This window comes from Jiangella alkaliphila, assembly GCF_900105925.1.
Classification (GTDB): domain Bacteria; phylum Actinomycetota; class Actinomycetes; order Jiangellales; family Jiangellaceae; genus Jiangella; species Jiangella alkaliphila.
Genome location: NZ_LT629791.1, coordinates 278,200 through 301,177 on the forward strand (window position 1 = coordinate 278,200; position 22,978 = coordinate 301,177).

Annotated in this window: 16 protein-coding genes; 11 read left to right on the forward strand and 5 right to left on the reverse strand. The window is 72.4% G+C overall.

What is annotated here, in order from left to right; all coding sequences use genetic code 11:
• Window positions 1-63 precede the first annotated feature (63 nt).
• Complete coding sequence (locus BLV05_RS01320; protein ID WP_046772482.1) at window positions 64-387, reverse strand: hypothetical protein; 324 nt, start codon at window positions 385-387, stop codon at window positions 64-66.
• 90 nt (window positions 388-477) lie between these two features.
• Here BLV05_RS01320 and BLV05_RS01325 point away from each other — a divergent pair, with 90 nt between their 5' ends.
• Entirely contained in the window at window positions 478-1,572 is a 1,095-nt protein-coding gene (locus BLV05_RS01325) for a baeRF2 domain-containing protein (protein WP_046772460.1), read from the forward strand.
• 8 nt (window positions 1,573-1,580) lie between these two features.
• Here BLV05_RS01325 and BLV05_RS01330 read toward each other — a convergent pair whose 3' ends face one another.
• Window positions 1,581-2,258: a GAF and ANTAR domain-containing protein gene (locus BLV05_RS01330; protein ID WP_046772461.1), complete on the reverse strand. Its 678-nt coding sequence runs from the start codon at window positions 2,256-2,258 to the stop codon at window positions 1,581-1,583.
• 107 nt (window positions 2,259-2,365) lie between these two features.
• Here BLV05_RS01330 and BLV05_RS01335 point away from each other — a divergent pair, with 107 nt between their 5' ends.
• The 4 genes from BLV05_RS01335 (at window position 2,366) to BLV05_RS01350 (ending at window position 5,426) form a co-directional block, all read left to right on the forward strand.
• Window positions 2,366-2,947, forward strand: a complete 582-nt coding sequence (locus tag BLV05_RS01335) for a TetR/AcrR family transcriptional regulator (RefSeq protein WP_046772462.1) — start codon at window positions 2,366-2,368, stop codon at window positions 2,945-2,947.
• Between the two features lie 24 nt (window positions 2,948-2,971).
• Window positions 2,972-3,790: a GAF and ANTAR domain-containing protein gene (locus BLV05_RS01340; protein ID WP_063932648.1), complete on the forward strand. Its 819-nt coding sequence runs from the start codon at window positions 2,972-2,974 to the stop codon at window positions 3,788-3,790.
• A gap of 120 nt (window positions 3,791-3,910) precedes the next feature.
• Window positions 3,911-4,639 carry a GAF and ANTAR domain-containing protein gene (locus tag BLV05_RS01345; protein WP_046772463.1) on the forward strand — a complete coding sequence of 243 codons (729 nt, stop codon included), beginning with the start codon at window positions 3,911-3,913 and terminating at the stop codon, window positions 4,637-4,639.
• A 61-nt stretch (window positions 4,640-4,700) separates the two neighbouring features.
• A complete protein-coding gene (locus BLV05_RS01350) occupies window positions 4,701-5,426 on the forward strand; it encodes a GAF and ANTAR domain-containing protein (protein WP_152691092.1) in 726 nt (241 codons plus the stop codon).
• 180 nt (window positions 5,427-5,606) lie between these two features.
• Here BLV05_RS01350 and BLV05_RS01355 read toward each other — a convergent pair whose 3' ends face one another.
• Window positions 5,607-8,372: a helix-turn-helix transcriptional regulator gene (locus tag BLV05_RS01355; protein ID WP_082155798.1), complete on the reverse strand. Its 2,766-nt coding sequence runs from the start codon at window positions 8,370-8,372 to the stop codon at window positions 5,607-5,609.
• A gap of 270 nt (window positions 8,373-8,642) precedes the next feature.
• Between BLV05_RS01355 and BLV05_RS01360 the strand changes: the two genes are divergently transcribed.
• Window positions 8,643-11,075 carry a helix-turn-helix transcriptional regulator gene (locus tag BLV05_RS01360; RefSeq protein WP_152691093.1) on the forward strand — a complete coding sequence of 811 codons (2,433 nt, stop codon included), beginning with the start codon at window positions 8,643-8,645 and terminating at the stop codon, window positions 11,073-11,075.
• A gap of 99 nt (window positions 11,076-11,174) precedes the next feature.
• Complete coding sequence (locus BLV05_RS01365) at window positions 11,175-11,732, forward strand: RNA polymerase sigma factor (RefSeq protein ID WP_052763115.1); 558 nt, start codon at window positions 11,175-11,177, stop codon at window positions 11,730-11,732.
• Window positions 11,733-11,997: 265 nt separating this feature from the next.
• Here the strand turns inward: BLV05_RS01365 and BLV05_RS01370 are convergent, their stop codons facing one another.
• Window positions 11,998-17,376: an SdrD B-like domain-containing protein gene (locus tag BLV05_RS01370; protein WP_046772467.1), complete on the reverse strand. Its 5,379-nt coding sequence runs from the start codon at window positions 17,374-17,376 to the stop codon at window positions 11,998-12,000.
• A gap of 289 nt (window positions 17,377-17,665) precedes the next feature.
• Here BLV05_RS01370 and BLV05_RS01375 point away from each other — a divergent pair, with 289 nt between their 5' ends.
• From BLV05_RS01375 to BLV05_RS01385, 3 genes are all read left to right on the forward strand, one after another.
• Complete coding sequence (locus BLV05_RS01375; RefSeq protein WP_052763116.1) at window positions 17,666-18,472, forward strand: hypothetical protein; 807 nt, start codon at window positions 17,666-17,668, stop codon at window positions 18,470-18,472.
• Window positions 18,472-19,707: a Dyp-type peroxidase gene (locus BLV05_RS01380; protein ID WP_046772468.1), complete on the forward strand. Its 1,236-nt coding sequence runs from the start codon at window positions 18,472-18,474 to the stop codon at window positions 19,705-19,707. The genes BLV05_RS01375 and BLV05_RS01380 overlap by 1 nt, the downstream gene beginning before the upstream one ends.
• Before the next feature lie 92 nt (window positions 19,708-19,799).
• Window positions 19,800-20,462 (forward strand): transposase, encoded by a 663-nt coding sequence (locus tag BLV05_RS01385; protein WP_197683491.1) that lies wholly within the window; start codon window positions 19,800-19,802, stop codon window positions 20,460-20,462.
• 33 nt (window positions 20,463-20,495) lie between these two features.
• On the opposite strand, the gene BLV05_RS01390 is transcribed toward BLV05_RS01385, so the two are convergent.
• Entirely contained in the window at window positions 20,496-21,725 is a 1,230-nt protein-coding gene (locus BLV05_RS01390) for an IS256 family transposase (protein WP_083421475.1), read from the reverse strand.
• 272 nt (window positions 21,726-21,997) lie between these two features.
• Between BLV05_RS01390 and BLV05_RS01395 the strand changes: the two genes are divergently transcribed.
• Window positions 21,998-22,846, forward strand: coding sequence for a transposase (locus tag BLV05_RS01395; RefSeq protein ID WP_083421257.1), 849 nt, complete (start codon window positions 21,998-22,000; stop codon window positions 22,844-22,846).
• Window positions 22,847-22,978: the final 132 nt, after the last annotated feature.

The window sequence follows — 22,978 nt, forward strand, 5'->3', positions numbered from 1 at the left end:
CAAGGCGCCGGGCCGGTGTGACCCTCGGCACCGGCCCGGCATGCATCGATCGGCGGTCAGGCGTCAGCGGCCGACCGCCTTCTCCAGTTGCTTCTTCGTCATCTTCGAGCGCCCCTTGACGCCCTTCTCCTTGGCCTCGTTGTAGAGCTGCGCCTTCGTCCGGCCGCCCGGGCCCTTGCCGGAGCGCAGTCCCCCACGCCGGCCGGAGGAGATGTCGTCGGTGGACGAGCGGCTCTTCTGGCGCGCCTCGCCGGACCTCGCCCGCTCCTTGTTGACGGTGCGCGCGGCGATCTCCTCGGCGCGATCCTCGCCGTAGTCGCGGTCCTCCAAGCCCTCCTTGATGTGCTCGTACTGCCGCTCCCGCTTGTCACTCCACTGTCTCGGCATCCAGATCACCTCCGTCACAGGGCCCGTACCCGCCCCCGCCGAAACCATCCGCCGTCGTTTGCCAGCGGGACCGCCGGGTAGGTGACGACGATGCGACTGGACACTCTCACCGGCATCCTCGACCATCCCGGACCGTTCGCCAGCGCGCTGCTGGACGTCAGCCGCACGACGGAGGACGCACGCCAGCGGCTGGAGCTGCGCGGCCGGGCCGCCCGGACGGAGCTGGCGGCGTCAGGCGCGCCTGACGCCGTCGCGGAGGAGGTGGTCGGGCGGTTGCTGGAGCCGTCCGGACGGCCGGGCGAAACGGCCCGGCTCGTGGTGGCGGGGCGGGACGGCGTGCTGGTGGACGAGCTGCTCCCGGGCTGGGCCGGGCGAGAGGCGCTGACGTGGGGCCCGCTGCCCGACGCGACGGGATGGCTGGCCTACCAGGAGACGGCGGTCCCGGTGCTCGTCGTGCTGGCCGACCAGGCCGGCGCCGACCTGCTGCACTGCGCCGCCTGGGGCCGCGCGGCCGTCATCGTCCACACCGTCGACGGCGGCAGCGAGCTGCCGGCCAAGGTCTCCGACGGAGGCATGGACCGCGCCGACCCGCAGGGCCGGACCGACGAGCTGTGGCGGTTCAACGCCCGCGCGGTGGTCGCCGAGGTGGAACGGCTGGCCGGGTCGGAGCCCCCGCTGATCGTGCTCGCCGGCGACCCGCGCGCCCGTCACGACGTCCGCACCGGCCTGCCGCCGCAGATCGCCGAGCGGGTGGTCGAGGTCGAGCGCGGCAGCCGCGCCGACGGCGCCGCCACCGACGCGTTCGTCGCGGAGGTCGACGCCGCGGTGGAGCGGGCGGTGGACGAGCGGCACCGGCGCGCGGCGGCCCGGTTGGAGGAGCACCTCGGCCGGCAGTACGCCGTCGCCGTCGGGCTCGCCGACGTGCTGGACATGACCGTCCAGGCCGGCGTCGACACCGTCGTCCTCGACGAGGAGCGGACGGCCGGCCGCTCGGTGCGCCCGGCCGATCACCCGTTCCTGCCGTTGCCGGACGGCGTGCGCGCGGCGCCCGCGGTCCGGTCCGACCTGCTGGTGCTCGCCGCGGCCGCGGCCACCGGCGCCGAGGCCGTCTTCACCGCGCCGTCGCTGCTGCCCGACGACGGCGTCGCCGCCCTGCTGCGGTGGGACCGGCCGGCGCCGGGATGAGCCGGGGCTCAGCCGACGTCGGCCGGCCGCGAGGCGACGATCTGCTCGGCCCGCTCGCCGAGCGTGACGCCGTGATCGCGGGCGCTGTTGCGCAGCAGCGCGAACGCCTGGCCGGCGTCGAGGCCGTGCCGCTCCATCAGCACGCCCTGCGCCTGCCCGATGGCATGCCGCGTGTTCATGGCCCGGCGCAGCCCGGACTCGCGCTGGGCCGACACCAGCGCGACGGACGCGTGCTGGGCGTAGAACCGGGTCAGCTCCGCCCGCTCGGCGGCGAACGCGCCCACCTTCGCCGAGTAGACACTCAGCGCGCCCAGCGACGACCGGCTGGTGCCGAGCGAGAGCGACAGCACGCTGCGGAAGCCCAGCTCACAGACCGGACGGCCCCAGCTGCTCCAGCGCGAATCGGCCGCGGTGTCGTCGACCACGACGGCGTCGCGCGCGGACATCGCCTGGAGACCCGGGCCCTCGGCGCACTCGAGTTGCACTCTGTCGGCCCGCTCGGCCGCCGGGCTGGTCGCCGACAGCACCGCCGGCCGGCTGCCCCGGCGGAGCATGACGGCCACGCCGTCGCCGCCGGTGAGCTCCTGCGCGTACTGCAGGACGCTCTGTACCGTGCTCTCGACGTCGGGCTCGCGGTGCAGGCCAGCAGCCGCTTCGGCGAGATCGGACGTGGGATTGGGGTCCATGGCTTCGCTCACCTTCTGCCAGGGGGCACGAGGCTCCACCACCGACGAACAGACAGTTCTGTCTACCGTGCGACACCGATTGCTGTCAACGGGTATGGTGGAGCGTCATGCAGGCTCCGGACACACTCGGCGCCTCGCCGACCGCGCGAGAGCGCATCCTGGCGACCAGTTATCGGCTGTTCGCCAGGCGAGGTGTGCTGGGCGTGGGCGTCGACGAGGTCATCGAACGCTCCCATGTCGCCAAGGCCACCTTCTACAAACACTTCCCGTCGAAGAACGACCTGGTCCTGGCGTTTCTCGACCGGCGGGAACGCGAGTGGACCATCGGCCTGGTCGAGACCGAGTCGCAGAAGCGCGGCGACACCCCCGAGGAGCAACTGCTCGCCATCTTCGACGTGTTCGACGAGTGGTTCCGCGGCGACGACTTCGACGGCATCGCCTTCATCACCGTGCTGCTCGAGATGGGCAAGTCGCACCCGCTGGGCCAGGCCAGCATCCAGCACCTGGCCAACCTGCGCGGCATCGTCAGCCACCGGGCCGGCGAGGCCGGGCTGCGCGACCCGGACGAGTTCGCCCGGTCGTGGCAGATCCTCATGAAGGGCTCCATCATCGCCGCGCTCGAGGGCGACGTCGACGCCGCCCGCCGGGCCAGGGCGATGGCGGCCAGCCTGATCGAACAGTTCCGCTGACCATCGCCACGGGGGGCGACCACCATGACCGACGACGGGCCGCAAGCCGGCCGCGACCTCACCGAGTTGCTCGGCGCCGTGCACAACCTGCTGCTCAACTCGCCGCGGGTCGAGGAGTTCCTCACCGACCTCGCCAAGCTGGCCGCCGACCTCGTCGAGCCGCCGGCGTCGTGCGGCATCACCACCAGCTACGACGGCCGGCCACGGACGGTCGTCAGCAGCGACCCGCGCGCCGCGCAGGTCGACGAGGGGCAGTACACCGGCGGCTGGGGCCCGTGCGTGCACACGCTGGCCACCGGCGACCCGGTCGAGATCGCCGACCAGGAGTCCGACGAACGCTGGCCGAAGTACCGCGTCCACGCCGTCGCGCTCGGCGTGCGCTCGTCGCTGAGCCTGCCGCTGACCGTGAATCGCGAGGTCATCGGCGCGATGAACCTCTACGACTTCGACCAGCCCGAGGCGTTCGACGCCCAGAACCGGCACCGGGCCGAGACGTTCGCCGCGCAGGCGTCGACGGCGCTGACGCTCGCGCTGCGCCAGGCGCACGACGCCGAGCTGACCGACCAGCTCGAGCAGGCGCTGGCCACGCGCAGCGTCATCGACCAGGCCGTCGGCATCCTCATGGCGCAGCAGCGGTGCTCGGCCGACCAGGCGTTCGGGCTGTTGCGCAAGCACTCGCAGAACAACAACCTCAAGCTGCGCACCGTCGCCGAGCGGATGGTGGCGAAGGTGTCCGGGCAGCCGGCGCCGCGGACGGCCGTGTTCCAGCGGCGGCCGGGCGGGTCCATGCCCGAGGCGACGCCGGCGCTCGACGACGGCGGCATGGGCGGCGCGGGCGCGTAAGCCGGGCCGCACCGCCCACGAGTTGTCTTTTCCGGGCCGGGCTCTGTACCTTGACGGTCTCCGGTTAAGACGCCAGCCGGCGGCAGTCTCGCCGCATCAGGCCGACGCACCGAGGTCTTCATGGACTCGCCCTACGAGGCGCTCCCCGAGCCGGAGCCGGACACCGTCACCCGGCTCCTCGCCGCCGCCGCGTCGCAGCTCTACCTGCAGCCCGACGTGCACTCGACGGTGACCGCCGTCGCGCAGCAAGGTGTCGAGATCATCGGCGGCGACGCCGCGAGCGCCACGCTGCTGCGCCCGCGCGGCGACCGCGAGCTGGTCGTCGGCACGACCAGCCGGGCCGAGGAGGCCGATCGTTCCCAGTTCGACCTCGCCGAGGGGCCGTCGCTGACCGCCCTGGCGGCGCGGGCGCCGGTCCTGGTCGACGACACCGACGCCGAGCCGCGCTGGCCACGCTGGCGACTGGCCCTCGCGGAGCTCGGCTACCGCAGCCTGCTGGCGCTGCCGCTGGAGCTCGGGCCGCACTTCTCCGGTGCGATCGTCGTGTTCTGGGAGCAGCCCGAGCAGCCGGCCGAGCGGCACGTCGCCGTGGCGCGGATGTTGCTGCGGCACGCCGCCATCGCGATCACCGACTCCCGGCGGTCGTCGACGCTGCGCGAGGCCATCGACGCCCGCTACCAGATCGGGCTGGCGCAGGGCATCCTCATAGAGCGGTACGGCCTGGACGCCGCCCAGTCGTTCGAGGTGCTGCGCCGGTACTCGCGCGACAACAACGTCAAGCTCAGCCGGGTCGCGGCCGACGTCGTGCGCACGCGGTCGCTGCCCGACGCCCACGGCAGCGGCGAGTGAGTCCAGTAGTGTGGCCAGCGGCGACCGGCCTCGTGCGCCGGTCACCGCCGGGAGCCGCCACGTGACCACCCCTGCCGAGCTGACGTCGCGACTGGCCCGGGCGGTCGCCGACGCCGGTTCCGGCACACGGCCGGCGCAGCGGCTGGGCGAGGCCTGCCGCCTGGTCCTCGGCGCCGACGGTGTCGCCGTCGTGCTCGCCGCCACGCTCCCGCAGCGGCTCACTGTCTGCGTCACCGACGACGTCATCGCGCGGGTCGAGGGCCTGCAGGACGTCCTCGGCGAGGGCCCCGGCGCTGACGCCTACCGGTACGGCCGGACGGTCGTGGGCCGCATCGGCTCCGACGACGCCGCGGCCGCCTGGCCGCTGTTCGCCGAGGCGGCGCTGCACGCTGCCGGCCCGCTCACCGTCGTGGCGGTCCCGGTCCCGGCCGGCACGGACGTCCTCGGCGTGCTGACGGCGTATTGGATGGGCACCGGCCATCCGGTGCCGGACGCGGAGCTGACGACGCACCTGGCGGCTGCCGCCGGCACGACGCTGCTGCGCGACCCCGGCCTCGGCCACGATCTCGGCCTCGACGCACCGGACGGCGCGCCCACCGGCGTCCGGGCCGAGGTGCACCGCGCCACCGGCGTCCTGATGGCGCGGCTGCGCCTGTCGCCGGACGACGCGCTCGCGTTGCTGCGCGCCCGGGCCTACGCGTCCGGCGTCACGCTGGACGAGGTCGCGCGGCAGGTCCTGGACAACGTCGTGGGCCTCGCGTCCGGCGGCCGCCCACGACGGCGCTGACGGGCGGTGACGGCGGAACGGCCACTCCGCTCCCGGGAAGGGGGGCTTCGCGGGGAGCGGAGTGCCGATTCCCCCGTAGACGGATGTGCCGGCCGGCCCTGCACCCTTCCACCCGTCACTGTGTAGGAGGCACCAGCGCACCGGATCAGCACGCGGGAATCGCAGGTTTTCTGAGCGGCGCTACGCCGCCCCGCCGCTGTCGTCGTCGAGACCGGCGACGACGATGCCTGTCAGCTCGGTGCGCGACCGGATGCCGAGCTTGCGGAAGATGCGGCCCAGGTGCGCCTCGACGGTGCGGACGGACACGAACAGCTCGGCGGCGATCTCGCGGTTGCGCCGGCCGCTGGCGACCAGCGTGGCGATGCGCTGCTCGGCGTCGGTGAGGTCGGCCAGCCGGGTGGTCGGCGGCACCGGTCCCCCGGCCGCGCCGAGCTCCTGACCGGCCCGGCCGGCCAGCGCGATGGCGCCGCTCTCCTGGGCCAGCACGACGGTGCGCTGCAGCCACGACCGCGCGTCGGTGCGGCGGCCGAGCCGGCGCAGCCGCTCGCCGAAACAGAGCAGCGTGCGGGCCTGCTCGACCGGTGAGACCGTGTCGGGCGCGGTCTCGACCGCCTCGCGGAACAGCGTCAGCGCCTCCTCGCCCTCGCTGGCCAGCGCCCGGCAGCGCGCGACGGTGTGCCGCGCCCACGCCGTCGGGACCCGGCCGGCGCGCAGCTCGAACTCGGCCAGCGCGGCCCGGGCCCGGCCCAGTTCGCCGCTGCGCACGCAGGCCTCGATGTAGTCGGGCTCGACGGCGAGGATGGACGGGTCGGCGTGCTCCAGCGCCTGCCGGCGCGCGTGGTCCAGCACCGACATCGCCTCGTCAAATCGGCCGAGCAGCAGCAGGAACGCGCCGGTCTCGGCCTGCATGACGGCGGTCGCCCACGAGTCGCTGTGCCGCCGCGACCCCTCGATGGACTGGCGCCGACGGTCCCAGGCGGCCTCGTCCTCACCCAGGTAGGCGTTGACCCTGATCATGTACGCCGGCACCAGCGCGCGGTGGGCGCTGTCGGCGTCGACGCGGTCCCAGGCGGCCGCGGCCTCGACGGCCTCGCGCAGCCGGCCGGCCCGCAGCTCCAGCTGGACCAGCCCGGCCAGCGACGCCCGCAGCAGCAGCGGCGAGTCGCCGAACTGCCCGCTGGTGACGGCGCGCAGCAGCCGCCGCGCCTGCCCGTACCGCTCGGCCCGGACCAGCACGGTCGCGTGCAGCAGGTTCGCCTCGGCCTCGCCGAACAGGTCCTCCGCACCTGTGGGCCCGCTCTCGACCAGCTCCACCGCGCGATCCAGCTCGCCGCTCACGGAGGCCAGCAGCGCGGCCGTGCGCTGGTGCGCGGCGCCGGTGGCGGCGTCGAAGTCGTCGCAGAACCGTTCCGCCAGCGCCAGGAACCGGGCCGCCTCGGCCTGCTCCATGCGCCCGGCCAGCCCGTGTGCGGCGGCGAGGTCGAGCGCGGCCGCGCGGGTCGGGTCGATCGGCGCGATCTCCTCGACGTGCCGGCTGACCAGGCCGGTCGCGACCTCGCCGTCGAGCAGGTTGCGGGCGCGCACCTCCAGCAGCGCGAAGTCGGCCCGCTGCTCGGCCGTGGTGTCGAGCCGGAACCGCTCCCGCGCGATGTGCACCGCCTCGTCCAGCCGGCCGGCGAGGACGGCGAACCGGCCGGCCTGCAGCAGCCGCCCGATGCGCTCGCCGGGCTTGGACGTCAGCCGGACCGCTTCGCGCGCGAACGCCAGCGACCGTTCGACCTCACCACGGACCAGCGACTCGGCGGCCACCCGCTCCAGCCGGGTGGCCAGCTCGTCGTCGTGGTCGTGCCGGGTCTGCGCCAGGTGCCAGAGCTGCCGCCCGGGGTCGGAGTCGGCGTACGCGGCGGCCAGTGCCTGGTGGGCGGCGTCGCGCTCGGCCATGGTGGCGGCCTGCCAGATGATCGAGCGGACCGCCGGGCGCTGCAGCGTGAACGTCCCGTCGGACCGGTTGAGATGCTCGGCGAACAGCCAGGCGACGTGCGGCGCGTCGGGCGAGCCGAGCGCGTTCAGCACCGGGGCCAGCCGATGGTCCTCGCTGCCGGTGGCGACCAGCAGCGCAAACCGCTGGTCGTCGCCGAGCGTCGCCAGCTCGGGCAGCTGCTGCGCCTGCAGCACCGGCGAGTGCGGCAGGTGGCGGTCCAGCTCGACCTGCCCGAGCAGCTGCACGTCCGGGACCCGGCCGACGACGTCGAGCAGGGCCCGCGGGTTGCCGCCGACCCGGGCGGCGAGGCGGGCGGCGACGCTGTGCAGGGTGTGCGAGCCGGCCGCGCGGCGGACCAGCTCGGTCGCCTCGGTGGACGGCAGTTCGCCGAGGCGGATCAGCGGCAGCCCGAGCAGCGGAGGCACCCGTTCGGCGGTGTCGACGACCACCAGGAACACCAGCGGCGACGTCCCGACCCGCCGGGCCACGAAGCCCAGGACCTCCAGCGACTGCGGGTCGAGCCGGTGCGCGTCGTCGATGACGATGACCAGCGGCCGCCGCACCCGGCTGACCAGCGGCTGCACCTGGACGGCGATCTCGTACGCCGACGCGGTCTGGTCCAGCTGCGTCGTGAGCTCGTCGACCAGCCGCGCCGCCTGCCGCTGCTGCTCAGGCTCCAGCGAGCCCACGACGGCGGACAGCACGAGGTGCAGGCCCGAGAACGGCCAGCCGCGCTCGGAGTCGGCGGCCACGACCGACGACACGGTCACCTCGTCGAGGCCGGCCAGCCGCCCGGCGCGCGCGTCGTCGGACACGGCGCGCACGAGCGCGCTCTTGCCGACGCCGTCGACGCCCTCCACGACGACCGCGCCACCCTCGCCGGCCGCCAACCTCAGCAGGACTTCCCGGATCCTGGTCTGCTCACTGTCGCGACCGATCAACGCGTCGCGTACTTCCTTGTCCACCCGTTCCCCTCACCCTGCGATCACACCATCGCCGGGCCCCCCATCGCGATCTTCACCCCCAAGCATCGCGTCCGGCACCCTCCCATGACGGCAGAAGCCGACACTGCTGACGGGTGAGCGGGGGTGGATCGTGGGGTGAGGGAGGGGGTGAGTCTAAGATCGACTTCGGGCGGGGGGCTCGGGGGAGGCTGTGCGATGCAAGGTGCTGAAGGTGACCGACGGCGGGCGGGGCCGCGTCCCGTCCTGTCCAGACCGCGCCTGAGCGAGCCCTTGACCAGGCGCGATGCCGCGCCCATCGTCGTCGTGCAGGGCCCACCCGGACTGGGCAAGTCGCTGCTGCTCGACGACGTCGCCCGCCGGCTGGGCCCGGGCCGGGTGGCGCGGGTGGACCCGGACGCCGGCGACGACCTCGGCGCCGTCGTCGACGACATCCTGGCCCACGCGGTCGCCGACGACGCGGCCGACCCGCCGGCGGTCCTGCTCGACGGCGTCGTCCGGCCCGACGGCGAGGGCGTGCGCGCGGCGCTGCGATCGGTGCGCGACCACGACACCCGGCTGCTGCTGAGCACCCGGACGCTGCCCGGCTGGGTGACGTCGGACCGGCTGCTCGACGGCACCATCCACCTCGTCGGGCTGCCTGACCTGTTGTTCGACTCCTCGGAGATCCAGCAGCTGGCCACCCGGTTCCGGGTCGCGCTGAGCGCCGACGACCTCGCCGAGCTGGACCAGACGGCCGACGGCTGGCCGGCGCTCGTCGTCGCGTGGCTGCGCACCCGGCGGACCGACGCGACGTTGTCCGCGCGCGCGCTGCACGACCTCATCGACCGCTTCGTCCGCATCGAGGTGCTCGGCGACCTCGGCCCGGCGGACCGTGCGCTGCTCACCGACGCGGCCGCCGCGCCGCGGTTCGACGCGACCGTACTGGCGCTGCTGCTCGAGGACCACGCCCTGCCGGCGTACACGGCGACGCTGATCGACCGGTGGGCGACTGCCGGCCGGCTGGTGCCCGCCTCCGACGAGGGCCACTGGCGGCTGCCGCTGCCGGTGCGCCGCTGCCTGCTGGCGCAGCTGGACCTCGAGCAGCCGGGGCGGCGCACCGATCTGGTGACGCGGGCCGTCCGGCTGCTGGTCGCCCGCGGCCGCACGACCGACGCGCTGCCGCTGGTGGTCGACTCCACGCTGGACAAGGCGACCGCCGGCAGCGTGGTGCGGGCCAGCTGGGAGCCGGCGGTCGCGCGTGGCCAGTTCGACGACCTGCTGCCTGCGGTGAACACGCTGCCCGACGACGTCGTCGCCGCCGACCCGGTGCTGTTGCTGCTGGCGGCCATCTCCGCGGTCGCGCCGCCGCCCGATCTCGACACGTTCGCCCGCCGGGTCGCGCAGGCCGACCGGCTTGTCGACCAGCACATGCTGAGCGGGACGCTGCTGACCATCCGGTGCTTCCAGATGGTGCTGGCCCGGGCCCGGGGAGACGCGGCCGCCGCGCTCGCCGTCGAGCGGATGGGCCAGGCGCTGATCGAGGCCGCCGGCGACGACGAGCTGCGCGAGCACCTCGACCGCATCGTCTACTTCGACTGGCAGACCGGCGCCAACCGGCTGGCGACCGGCGACCTCGACGCCGCCGAGACCGTCCTCGGTCACACCGCCACCCAGGCCCGGCACCACGGCATCGCCTGGCACGAGGCGAACAGCGAGGCGCTGCGCTCGTACACGTCGTTCCTGCGCGGCGACCTCGCCGGCGCGGCCCGGCAGACGCGGTCGGCGGCGGAGATCGCCCGCCGGCACGGCTGGGCCGACAACCAGTTCACCGACCACGTGCACCTCACCCGCGGCGCGCTCGACCTCGAGCACGGGCGCACCACCGGCGTCGCCGAGCGGCTGCACCGCGCCCAGCGCCGGGTCGACCGCGACGCCGTCCCGCCGGCCGCGCGGCTCGCGCTCGCGTGGTCGACCCTCGCGCTGCTGGCCGGCGACCGCACCGCCGCCGGGCACGCCGAGCTGCTGACCGGCGACGATTACACAACCAACCGGCTGCCGCTCAACCGGCTGCTCGCGACGATCGCCCGCGCGTACGCGCTGCTGGCCCGCGACGACCCCAAGGCCGCGTCCGCTGTGCTGGACACCGCAATCGCGCCGCCCGGGCACGCCGCCCTGCTCGCCGTCGCCCGGGCCAGGGCGCTGCTGGCCGCCGACGACCCGCTGGCGGCCGGGCGCGAACTGGCCGCGCTCGGCGACCTCGGCGCCGTCTCGCTGACAGTCCGCGCCGACGTCTTCGCCCTGCACGTCGAGAGCGCCCTGCAGCGCGGCGTCAGCGCCGACGGCGACGTCCACCAGCTGCTGGCGCTGGCCGAGCGGACCGGCGCGCGTCGGCAGTTGCTGCTGCCGCCGTTGCTGCGGGCGGCGCTCACCGGCGGCGAGCTGCCGCTGCCGCCGTCAGGCCCGCTGAGCACGCTGGCGGTCGAGCTGGCGGCGCTGCACCGCGCCAACACCGCCGGCGCGCCCGCGCTGTCCGAGCGCGAGACCGAGGTGCTGCTGTCGCTCGACGGGCCCGACACGCTCAGCGAGATCGCTAAATCGATGTACATCTCCGGCAACACCTTGAAGACGACGGCCCGATCGCTCTACCGCAAGCTCGGCGCGGCCGACCGCTACGAGGCCGTCACGGTGGCCCGGGCGCTGGGGATCCTGCCGCCCGTCACCTGATCGGTTGCTCCCGGTTTGCGGCAAGATCGTGAATCCCCCTAGGAAGTTCTGCGGGGAGTGCCGACGCGCGGGGGACCCGCCTGCCACCAGGTTCTTTCCATGGCAGCTGAGTGGGATCATCAGGAGTTCGCCATCCTGCTCGACCGGGCCCACGAGGGCGACGACGACGCCTTCGGGATCCTCTACGAGAAGACGGCGCCGATGGCCCACCGCGCGGCCCAGCACATCGTGCGTGACCGGCACGCCGCCGACGACCTGGTCCAGGAGACGTTCTGCCTCGTGTTGAACGCCGTCCGGGCCGGCCGCGGGCCGCGCTCGTCGTTCCCCGGCTACGTGCTGTCGACGGTGAAGCGGCTGGCCTACCGGCATTCGACCGCGCGCGGCCGCACCGTCATCGTCCAGGACCCGGCCGCCTGGGACGCGCTTCTCGGCCGGCCCGGCTCCGACGCCGCGGACGCTGGGCGGGTCGCGGCCGCGCTGGCCAGCCTGCCGGCCCGCTGGCGCCACGTCCTCTGGCTGGTCGACGTCGAGCACTACTCGCCGTCGGAGCTGGGCTCGCGGATGTCGATGACCCCGAACGCCGTCTCCAGCCTGGCAGCCCGGGCCCGCAAGGCCCTGCGCGCCGCCTACCTCGAGACGGCCGCCGACGCCGCCTGACCCGCACGCCAGGGCCTGGCCGCCCCACATCGTCGCCGGTCAGTGCTCATCCACACCTGCTGGTGCTCTGCCGTCGCATGAGACGGCAGACCTCCATCGCGCGCGATGGTGCTCTGCAGTCGGATGAGACGGCAGAGCACCAGCGCCGCTGACAGGACACTGAACGTGCGAAGACCCGGCCGCCGCGGCGTGCGCGACGATCGGGCCTTCGCGTTGACGACGCGACCGCGGGGCCGGCTGCTGGTGCCGGCCCCGCGGTCGTGTGTCAGCCGGTCAGGCCTCCCGTCCCGGTCCGGCGGCGGGTGACGACCAGGGCCGTCCCGCCGACGATGATCAGCAACGCTCCGGCCAGCGCCAGCAGCACGGACAGGCCGTTGCCGGTGTCGGCGAGGTCGTCGTCGCCACCGTCACCGCCGCCGCCACCATCGCCGTTGCCGTCGTCGTCACCGTCGTCGCCACCAGGAGGCGGCGTGCCCGGGGTCTCCGGGGGCGTCGGCGGGTCGAGCGGCGCGCAGGCGTCGGCGTCGAGCTCGTGACCGTTGTGGTCGAGCAGCCCGAGGTTGAGCAGCCCGCCGTTCTCGCCGGCACCCGGGTCGTCCGGGCACTGGACCGACTCGGCGGTCGCGGTGGCCGGGTCGACCGTGACGGCGACGGTCACCTCGTAGGTGTGCGTCGTGTCGACGTCGATGGTGACGTCGCCGGTGATGGCGTTCTCCGGCGCGTCCGGCTCCTCACCTTGACCGGTGAACGTGTCCAGGGTCGGCACGTCGCCGGGCTCGGTGTTCTCGGCCGTGACGTCGACGATGGTGATGCCGGCGCCGTAGTTGAGCTGGTCGCTGAGGACGTAGTCCCCGGCCGCGGCCCCGTCGTTCTGGACCTCCAGCTCGTAGGTGATCGTGTAGGCGTTCGTGCCGGTCGACGTGGGCCCGGACGCGATCGTCTTATCCAGGTGGATCGACGGCAGGTCGGCGCAGTCGGTGTCGGTGATCTCGTCGCCGCCCTCGGTGGTGAGGGTGGCGCCGTTGTTCAGACCGCCGTTCTCCCAGTTGTCGCCGGGCTCACCCGCACACGCGGCCGCCGTGTTGCCGTCGTCGTCCACCTCGAAGTTCGGCGGGACGTCGGCGACGACCGTGATGGTGTAGACGTGCGGCGCGTAGCCCTCGTCGTTCATGCCGGGCAGCGTCACATCCTCGGCGATGAGGGTGTCCTCGAGACCGTCCCAGTCCTCGTTCACGGAGACCCCGTCGGGGAAGTCCGTGACCTCGGCGTAGTCGACCTCGACGGTGTCGCCGAACAGCAGCTCGTCCTCGAGGTCGTAGGTGGTCTCGCCCGGCAGCAGGTTGTTCACCGTCAGGGTGTAGACGACCTCCCACTGACCGTCGTTGACGGGCTCGGCGGACACCAGCTCCTTGTCGAGGTCCGGCTCGCCGAGCGAGAGGCAGGCCTCGTCGTCGTCGGTGAGGTCGTTGTGCTCTATGCCGGTGCTGTTGGCCAGCCCGCCGTTCTCGCCGGAGTCCGGCTCGGGGCAGGTCATCGACTCCTCGGTGAGCGTCTCCTCGTCGAGGGAGAAGACCACCTGCACCTGGTAGGTGTGCACCCCGCCGGCGGCGAGCGGCACGTCCTCGGCGATGACGTTGACGGGGTCGCCGTCAGCGCCCTGGCCGGTCCAGGTGTCCAGCGCGGTGACGCCCTCGGGCGTGGTGACCACCTGGGCGTCCTCGACGAGGATCCCCTCGCCGTACCGGAGCTGGTCGCTGATGGTGTAGTCGCCGTCAGCCGCGCCCGTGTTCGACGCCACCAGGTCGTAGGTGATGGTCCACGTCCCGTCGCCGTTGGCGGTCGGGCCGGCGCTGACCGTCTTCTCGATGTCGATCGACGGCAGCGGCGCGCAGGCCTGGTCGTCCTCGGTCAGGCCGGACTCGTCGGTCAGCGTCGACGTGTTGTTGAACGCCGTGTCCGACGTCGGGTCCTCGCCCTCGCCGGGGCAGGCCGTCGGGTCCTCGCCGCCCTCACCGGGCACGAGCTGCAGCGGCGCTTCCGCGATCACCGTCAGCTCGTAGTGGTGCGGCGCGTACCCGTCGTCGTCGGTGCCCAGCAACGGCACCTGCTCGGCGATGACCAGCTGGTCCTGCCCGTTCCACGGCGGGTCGAACAGCGTGGCCTCGGCCGGCGACGCGGTGACGTCGGCGGACACGATGGTCACCTGGTCGGTGAAGTGCAGCTCGTCGGCCAGGTCGTAGAGCGTCGCCTGGACGCCCTTGTTGGTCACGTCGATGCCGTAGACGATCTCCCACTGGCCGTTGCCGATCGGCGTGGCCGAGATGAGCGTCTTGTCGTGGGTCGGCTGGCCGACCTCACGGCACTCGGTGTCGGTGTCCGGGTACCCGTTGAACGACGAGTTCGCGTCGTTGTAGAGCCCCGTGCCATCCTCACCGCCGTCGCCGGCCAGCGTGCAGTCCGACGGGTCGGGCTGGGCCGGCGGGTTGGGCAGGTTCACGGTGAACTGGACGGTGACGGTGTACTCGTGCGACTCCAGCGCGCCGATCGGCTCGTCCTCGACGATCAGCAGGTCGGTGACGCCGTCGTACTCCGGCCGGGTCGTGATGGTGCCCGGGACGGTGTTCGCCGCGACGACCGAGCCGTCGACGATCTCGATGCCGGTGCCGAAGCGCAGCGCGTCCTCGAGGTCGTAGTCGGTCGGCACCTCGGACTCGTTGGTGACGGTGAGGCCGTAGGTGATCTCCCAGACGCCGGGCTGGTTCTCCCGGTCCACCACGTGCGGCTCGGTGACGACGGTCTTGTCGAGCGTGACGATCGGCAGGTCGCCGCACTCGTCGTCGGTGAGGTCCTCGTGGTTGTCGGGGGACATCGTGGCGTGGTTGAACAGCCCCGTGGTCGGGTCGCCGGCCTGCTGGCCGTCGGTGCAGGCCAGGTTCTCCGGCGGCGCCGTCACCTCGCCGGTCTCCGGGTCGGTCGTCAGCGCGACGGTGACCTCGAGCGTGTAGACGTGCTCGCTGCCGTTCTCGACGGTCGACTGCGGCGCGATCGGCACCTCGCCGGTGACGACGTTGAGATCCGTCGTGCCGTCCCAGTTCGGGTTCAGCAGCCCGTCGGCCTCCGGCGGACCGGACACCACCTGCGTGTCGACCACCTCGATGCCGTCGCCGTACCCGGTCAGGTCGTCGGTGAGCAGGTACGCCCCCGGGATCATCCCGGTGTTCTCGGCGACCAGCTCGTAGACGACCGTCCACGTGCCGTCGTCGTCCGGATTCTCCGTCGGTCCGGACACCGTGCGTTTGTCGAACTCGTAGTCGATGTTGGCGTAGCCGAAGTCGATCGTGTGGTCGTTCTCGCCCGGTCCGCCGGTGGTGATGCCGGCGTACGGGAAGTCGCCGTCCTCGGTGGTCTCCACCAGGCCGTCGGAGTCGTTCCGGTTCGCGTCGACGGAGTTCGGGTCACCGGTGTCGGGCACCGTCGGATACCAGTTCTCCAGTGGCCCGCCGGGTTCGTAGTCGGCCGGGTTGTCGACGCCGACGACGTAGTCGGTGTGCGTCTGGAGCTGGTAGTCCTGGTCGTTGGACGAGAAGTAGTACTCGCCGTTCGCGTCCGTCGTCGTGGTGCTGACGAGAGTGCGGTTGCCGTCGGCGTCGACCTCGTACAGGTTGACGGTCGCGCCCGGCACCGGTTCTTCGTCCGGGTCCTGGATGCCGTCGTTGTCGTTGTCGAACCAGACGTAGTTGCCGATCTCGATCGGCGCCGCCGACGCCATCGCCGTCAGCTCGCCCAGGCTGTTGCCCTTGCCGGTCTCGCCGATGTCGTTGGTGCCGACGATGACGGCCGCACCGCGCGGCTCCACGAGCGTGCCGTTGTCCTGGAAGTACCGGCGGGTGCCGGCCTGGAAGCCGGCCTCGGCGACGTGGATCCCTGTCTCCATGATGCCGTCAGCGCGGCTGGGCACCACCAGCGTCGCACCGAGGTGCTCAGCGCTGTTCACCCAGGTGTCCATGAAGAACTTGCCAGGCTGACCATTGGGACCGTTCAGCGTCACCTGATTCGTCACCGCACCTGGCTGGCCGTTGACCACGCCGTTCTGCTCGATCGACCAGGTGCCGTCCCCGTTGGAGCCGGCCTTCAGCAGCTCACCGCCGAGCGACCGGGGGACCACGATCGTGTCGTCGTCCGGGGCGAGGTAGGCCAGGTGGCCGAAGAGATCGCCACCGAGATCGCGGACGCCTACGATCAGGTCGCCGTGCAGATAGCGCGCGTCGGCGACGATCGGCACGGAAGAGTACATGACCTGTCCCTGCAGGAACGTCGCCCATTGCGCGGAATTGGTGGTCCACGGCTGGTAGCTCGCGGGGTAGAGGCCCGCGAACAGGCCACGGTTGTAGTCCAGCGGGAAGTCCAGCACCTCGGTCAGGTTCGTCGGGTCGGCCGGGTCGAACGCGTACACGTAGGCGTGCAGGTCGGCGCGGTTGCCGGTCGACTCGGCCGTGTTGGTGACCGTCAGGTACATCTCGTTGGTCAACGGGTTCGCCGAGATGCCGTGCGGGCGTAGGTCACTGCCGTCCGGGAAGTACGCGTCCAACTCGTGCTCGGTCACCCCGAGCACCTGCGTGCCGTCGCGGCTGATCTCGACCTCGACCAGCGACCGGTTGTACAGGTTGACCGCGAACAGCGACTCCTGGTCGTTGGAGATCTCCATCGCGCCGAGGCCGGTGCGGCCTACCGTGTCCCACGCCTGGGCGTCCCGCAGCCAGTCGTAGGCCGGGTTGTCCAGGGCCATGACCGGCCGCAAGCCGTTCGGGTCGCCTGGCAGCGCGCCCGGGTCGGAGTCACTGCCGAGGTCGACGCCGTAGTCCGACAGGTTCACGAAGAGATCGGCGCTGGCCGTCGGCGAGGCCGGCGACCCGCCGTCCGGCGTGACCCGGTAGACGGCGTCGATCCCGCCCGGGCCGAGACCCGTGTGCCGCCGGACGTACGCCGAGGCGAACACGGTGCCGACGCCGCCAGGCTCCTCGGCCCGCTGCCACGCGGTGCCGTAGGTGGCGCCGATTTGGCCGAACGGCACCTGCATGCTGGTCGGCACCGCGGTCGTGGTGTTCGGGCTCATCGCTTCGTATTCGTGCGCCGCGCCGGCGAACTCGGTGGAGTGGACGCCGTCGTGACCGCCGAACCGGAATACCGGCAGGTAGACGTAGGGGTTGTTCTCGACGAACGCACCGGGTGTCTGGAACGAGAAGTCGACCTGGGTCGCGGGGACCGTGTCGATGAACTGCACGGTGGTGCCGTTGCTGCGCCCGGCCGCCCGGCCGACGACGGAGTCGCGCCACTCGGCCCACTCGGGTGTGTCGGGCACGTTCGCCTCGACCCGCCAGGGGCCGGCGTCACTCGTGACCGGCAGCGAGTAGTTGCCGCTCGCGTCCGTGATGGCAGGGCCGGCGACGTTGCCGTCGGCGTCGTAGGCGTAGACCTCGATGCCCTCGAGCAGGCCCGACGCCTCGAACGTGTCGTACGTGCCGTCGGAGTCGTAGTCCTGCCAGATCGTGCCGGTGATCGGGTCACCGACCGCGGCCTGCGCCGGGATCGTCGATGCGCCGGCGGCGCCGAGCACGGAACCCACGACGGCGAGCGATGCGAACACGCTCAGCGCTGACCGGGCCCGTTTCGGGCGAGCGGGGGCCGGATGGCCGTGGCCTCGTTCGTGGAGCGATCTCACGGGGGTCCTCCGTCACTGTCGCACAACTGCGGTTGCACATCCCGAGCCGGCGTGCTCCCGTGCGGGGGTACACGACGGCGCTGACCATGAAGAGTCCGTCCGCATGGCGTTCAGCACGCGGTGTGACACAGATCACGTTTCAGGTCGGAACTCCGTGACCCGAGTGTCCGAATTGCCAGGTGAGCGAGCCGCGGCCGTGCCTACACTCGGGCCCATGAGCAGTCCCGGGCGCCGTGCGGCGCTGGCCACGGCCGCACTTCTCGCGGCGCTCGTCGCGCTGGGCGGCTGCTCCGGCGACGACGATCCGGGCGCCGCGCCGAGCGCGTCTGGCCCGTCCGAGTCCGGCGAGGGGCCGCGGCCGCTGACCGGCGACGAGGCGCAGCGGCTGTCGATGATGCGATACACGAACTACACCGACGGCGTCCGCGCGGTCCGGTTCGAGGTGACCGACAGCGGCCGGACGTACACCGTCGACGGCTGGGCCGACTTCGCCCAGCACGTCGGCTATGCGAACGTCAGCCAGGACGGCGCCGACCCGGAGCTGGTGGCGTGGACGCTGTCGGAGCTCACGTCGCACGCGCCGGTCGGGCCCGCGGGCGAGGCCGGGCCGCCGCTGCCGCCGCCCGACGACACCGCGTGGACGTCGTCGACGCTGGTGCCGGAGCAGTCCCGGCTGCACGCGGTGCTGGCGCTGGTCTTCCAGGCCGCCAGCGACCGGCCGGACAACCCGCTGCTGCTGCAGCAGACCGACGCGCGCTGGCTGCGCTCCGACGAGGTCGACGGCGTGCGGGTCGACGTCGTCGCCGGGCCGACCGCCGACCGCGCCTACGACCCCGCGACCGCCACCACCGCGCCGGACGGCAGCGACGCGACGGTGCGGTACTGGCTGGACGAGCAGGGCCGGCTGCTGCGGCTCGAGACGCGCCTCGGCGGCGCGGGCGACTGGACCACCGTCGACTTCGCCGAGGCGCAAGGCGTGGACGTCGCTTCCGCGTTCCTCACGACCACGGCGCGCGGCTGATGAGCGAGCCCACCGAGCCGCCGGCCCCGGCCGGCCGCACCCGGCGCCGCGACCTGCTGCGCGGGCTGGCCGCGGCCGGCGCGGCCGCGGGCTTCGCGGGCGCCGCGGGGCTGGCCGCCGGTCGTGCGACGGCCGACGACGGCGACCGGCGGGCGGCGGCGTCGCAGGAGCCTTCCACCCCGGCCGCAGCGGGCGGGCGACGGGACGCCGTCGACGCGACCGGCGCCCACCAGGCCGGCATCGCCCGTCCGGGCACCCCGCAGCCGCACGGCCTGCTGCTGGTCCTCGACCTCGTCGCGACGCCGTCACCCACGGCGCCGTACCGCGACGCCGTCCGTGCCCTGTGCGCGCGGCTGGGCACCGCGATCCTCGACCTCACCGGTGAGCGAGCCGCGGAGGCCGGGCTGCTGGACGGGCCGGGCGACCTCACGGCGACGGTCGGGCTCGGCCCGCGGGTGGTCGCGGCGTTCGGCGCCGACCTGCCGGGCGCGGAGCCGCTGCCGGTGTTCGCCGCCGACGCCTCGGTGCCGCCCGAACGGACCGGCGGCGACCTGCTGATCGCCGTCTACGCCAGTGACCCGAACGACGTGCACCGGGCCGCCGCCTGGCTGACCGAGCGGGCCGCGCCCGACGCCGTCCCGCGCTGGTCGCAACGCGGCTTCCGGGCGCCCGGCACCGACACCATCGCGCGCAACCCGCTCGGCTTCCACGACGGCGTCATCGTCCCGCGCGACGCCGCTGAGCAGGACGAACACGTGTGGATCGCCGACGGCCCGCTGGCCGGCGGCTCGATCTGCGTCGTCCGGCGGCTCTGCCTCGACGCCGCCCGGTTCACCGCCGAGCCGGTCGAGCGGCAGGAGGCGGTCGTCGGCCGGCACCGCAACGACGGCTCACCGCTGTCCGGCGGCGGCCCGACCGGCGAGGTCGACCTGCTGGCCAAGACGCCCGACGGCCAGTACGTCACGCCGGCGCGGTCGCACGTGCGGGCCGCGCACCCGTCCGTCACCGGCAGCGCCCTGATGCTGCGCCGCGGCTACGCCTTCGACGACGGCGCGACGGACGCCGGGCTGCTGTTCATCTGCTTCCAGCGCGACCTGCGCACGTTCGCGCAGACCCAGTTCCGCCTCGACGAGGTCGACGACCTGGGCGAGTACGTCACCCCCACCGGCAGCGCGACGTTCCTCGTCCTGCCCGGCTTCGACGCCGACCACCCCCTCGGCGCGTCACTCCCATGATCATGTCCCTTCGCGGTCGCTGTAGAGCCTGTTGCTTTTTGTCTCGGCGTGGCGTCTGGCCTGGTTGATCATGGTTTGGAATGGTGCGGGTCATGGCGAAGGGATACCGGCCGGTCGATCGTGACCAGGCGTTTCTGTTGCCGCCGTCGATGACGGACTGGCTGCCCGGTGATCATCTGGTGTGGTTCGTGATCGCGGCGGTGAAGCGGATGGACACGACCGCGTTCCACGCCCGGGCCAGGCTCGGCTCGGTGGGCCGGCGGGGCTTCGACCCGGACATGCTGCTCACCTTGTTCATCTACGCGATGGCGCACGGGGTGTCCTCGTCGCGGCAGATCGAACGGTTGTGCGGCACCGATGTGGCGTTCCGGATCATCTGCGCCTCCGATGTGCCCGACCACACGGTGCTGGCCCGGTTCCGCCGCGACCACGGGCAGGCGCTGGAAGACCTGCTGACCGCGTCGCTGCTGCTGGCCACGGAACTGGGCATGGTCCGGCTCGGGACGGTGGCCTTCGACGGCACCAAGATCGCCGCGAACGCGTCGATGGGAGCGAACCGGTCCGAGGCGCACCTGCGCAAACTCGCCCGGCAGTATCTGGGTCGGGCCGCGGCCACCGATGACGCCGAAGATGAGCTGTTCGGCGAGGACCAGCGCGGGGACGAGCTGCCCGAGGACCTGACCGACCGGTCCCGCCGCGGTGAGCGGATCAGCCAGGCGCTGGCCGAGATCGGGCCTGTCAAGTTTTTCGTGTAAGACAGGGCAAACCTTTACCTTGATGTGACTTTTCTAGGTGAGTCGTCCTGGGAATTCCACGACCAGGAAGTTGAGTGCTTTCTTCCATCCATGGGTTCCGGTGCCTGATGCTCCTCCTCGTTTCCGGCTGATGTTACGGATCCCGAGAAAGAGCAGCTTCATGGCGGCGTCATCGTCGGGGAAGTGGCCGCGAGTCTTGGTGATCTTCCGCAGCTGGTAGTTGATTGATTCGATCAGGTTCGTCGTGTAGACGATTCGGCGTAGCTCGGCCGGGTAATCCAGGAACGGGATGAACTCGTTCCACGCATTCTTCCACACCTCGATCGCGCCGGGATACTGCTGCCCGAAATTCTGCTCGAATTCTTTCAACGCGATCTCGGCCGCCGCGACGCCGGGAGCGGTGTAGATGTGACGCATCGCCGTGGCGACCTTTTTCCGGTCGCCGTAGGAGATGAATCGCATCGTGTTGCGGATGACGTGCACGACACAGGTTTGCACGGTGACCTTGTCGAACACGCTGCGCGCGGCGTCAGGCAGCCCGGTGAGCCCGTCGCAGCACAGGATGAGGACGTCGCGCAGGCCCCGGTTGCGCAGCTGCGTGAGCACGTGCGCCCAGAACTTCGCGCCCTCCTCCGCGGCGATCCAGATCCCCAGCACGTCCTTCAACCCGTCGACGTCGACGCCCACGACCAGGTGTGCGGACTTCAGCGTGACCGAGCCGCGGTCGCGGACCCGGATCCGGATGGCGTCGACGTAGACGATCGGGTAGACCTCGTCGACCGGCCGGTTCTGCCACAGTGTGATCTCGTCCACGACCACGTCGGTGATCTTGGAGATCAGCGCCGGCGACGTGTTGATGTCGTAGATCTCCTTCAGGTGCGCCTCGATCTCCCGGGTCGATAGCCCGCGCGCATACAACGACAGAATGATGTCCTCGATCGCGCCGACACGCCGGGAGTGTTTCGGCACGATCTGCGGGGCGAATGTCGAATTCCGGTCTCGTGGCACGGTCACGTTCACCGGGCCGGCCGTCGTCGCGACCGTTTTGGCCGAACGCCCATTCCGGGAGTTCCCCGATCCGCGCCCAGCCGGATCACCGGGCTCATAACCGAGATGATCGGTCATCTCGGTCTCCAACGCCCGCTCCAGAACTCTCGACGTCAACCGATTCAACAACCCATGAACACCATCAACCGGTGTCCCGGACGACTCGGCATCCGCCAACAGATTATCAATCGCCTCATCCGGCAACACCGCCGCCAACCGACGAGCTGCCTCATCCGAGGAATCGACAACCTTCTCCTGCTCCGACACAAAGAATCCTCTCGCGGCCACGACGCAAACACGCCCGGACCAATCCTGGCCCACCCGGCCTTACACGAAAGATTCAACACGCCCCCGAGATCGAACGACGCCGGGCCGCCGAGCAGGCCGGGACCGAGGCCGAGCGGGCCGCGGCGGCGGAATACGTCGCGAAGGCCGGTGACCCGGCCGGCCGGGCTCCGACGGGGCAGGCACCGAAGGCCGCGGACCCGGTGGCGGTGGCTCGGGCCCGCTGGCAGCGTGAACACGACCGCGCCCAGGCCCGCTTCGACGCCTACCAGGTCAAGGCCGCCGCTGCGGCCGCACGAGGACACCGGCTGCCCGGCACCCCGACCGCGGCACCGGACGACCACCCCACGGTGATGCGGCTGCGCCAAGCCTACCAGGACGCCCTGGCCCGCCAGGCCGAACCGGCCACACCCGGCCCGGACACCACCACCAGCGCTCACCGGGCGAACCTGACCGACCCGGACTCCCGGCTGCTCAAGACCCGCAACGGCTGGATGCAGGGCTACAACTGCCAGACCGCGACCAGCGCCGACGGGTTCATCATCTCCGCCCGCGCGACCCAGGACGCCAACGACGTGCACCAGTTCGTCCCGACCATGAACGACGTCACCGCCACCGCCGGCATGCTGGCCGAGCACACCGGCCGTGACGACCTCGCCGTGGGCACCATGATCGGCGACGCCGGCTACGACAGCCACGCCAACCTGACCGCGCCCGGCCCGGACCGGCTCATCGCCAACGCCACCCGACGCGACCTGAACCAGGCCGCCGCCACCGACCCGGCCACCGGCCCACCACCACCCGACGCCACCACCCGCGAACAGATGGACCACCGGCTGCGCACCGACGACGGGCACGCCCTCTACGCCCGCCGCGCCCCGATGGTCGAAGCCCCCAACGGCTGGCTCAAAGACCGCCGCGGACTACGACGTGGCTTCGCCCGCCGCGGCATCGACGCCGTCCAAGCCGAACTCTCCCTCGCCGCCGCCGTCACCAACCTGCTCAAGATCGCCACCAACGGCATCACCACCACCCAGCTTGCCACCGCCTGACAGGCCACCAGCACCGACCCGACACGCCCACGAAGCCGCGCCCATCAGCCAGAACCACGCCCGCCACCCACAACCCGCAAAGAGCAACGGGCTCTGTAGCGCCGCGAAGGGACATGATCATGGAAACTCGGG

Coding starts and splice junctions, on each gene's coding strand:
- BLV05_RS01320 (WP_046772482.1), bottom strand. CDS start 387: ATGCCGAGACAGTGGAGTGACAAGCGGGAGCGGCAGTACGAGCACATC.
- BLV05_RS01325 (WP_046772460.1), top strand. CDS start 478: ATGCGACTGGACACTCTCACCGGCATCCTCGACCATCCCGGACCGTTC.
- BLV05_RS01330 (WP_046772461.1), bottom strand. CDS start 2,258: ATGGACCCCAATCCCACGTCCGATCTCGCCGAAGCGGCTGCTGGCCTG.
- BLV05_RS01335 (WP_046772462.1), top strand. CDS start 2,366: ATGCAGGCTCCGGACACACTCGGCGCCTCGCCGACCGCGCGAGAGCGC.
- BLV05_RS01340 (WP_063932648.1), top strand. CDS start 2,972: ATGACCGACGACGGGCCGCAAGCCGGCCGCGACCTCACCGAGTTGCTC.
- BLV05_RS01345 (WP_046772463.1), top strand. CDS start 3,911: ATGGACTCGCCCTACGAGGCGCTCCCCGAGCCGGAGCCGGACACCGTC.
- BLV05_RS01365 (WP_052763115.1), top strand. CDS start 11,175: ATGGCAGCTGAGTGGGATCATCAGGAGTTCGCCATCCTGCTCGACCGG.
- BLV05_RS01375 (WP_052763116.1), top strand. CDS start 17,666: ATGAGCAGTCCCGGGCGCCGTGCGGCGCTGGCCACGGCCGCACTTCTC.
- BLV05_RS01380 (WP_046772468.1), top strand. CDS start 18,472: ATGAGCGAGCCCACCGAGCCGCCGGCCCCGGCCGGCCGCACCCGGCGC.
- BLV05_RS01385 (WP_197683491.1), top strand. CDS start 19,800: ATGGCGAAGGGATACCGGCCGGTCGATCGTGACCAGGCGTTTCTGTTG.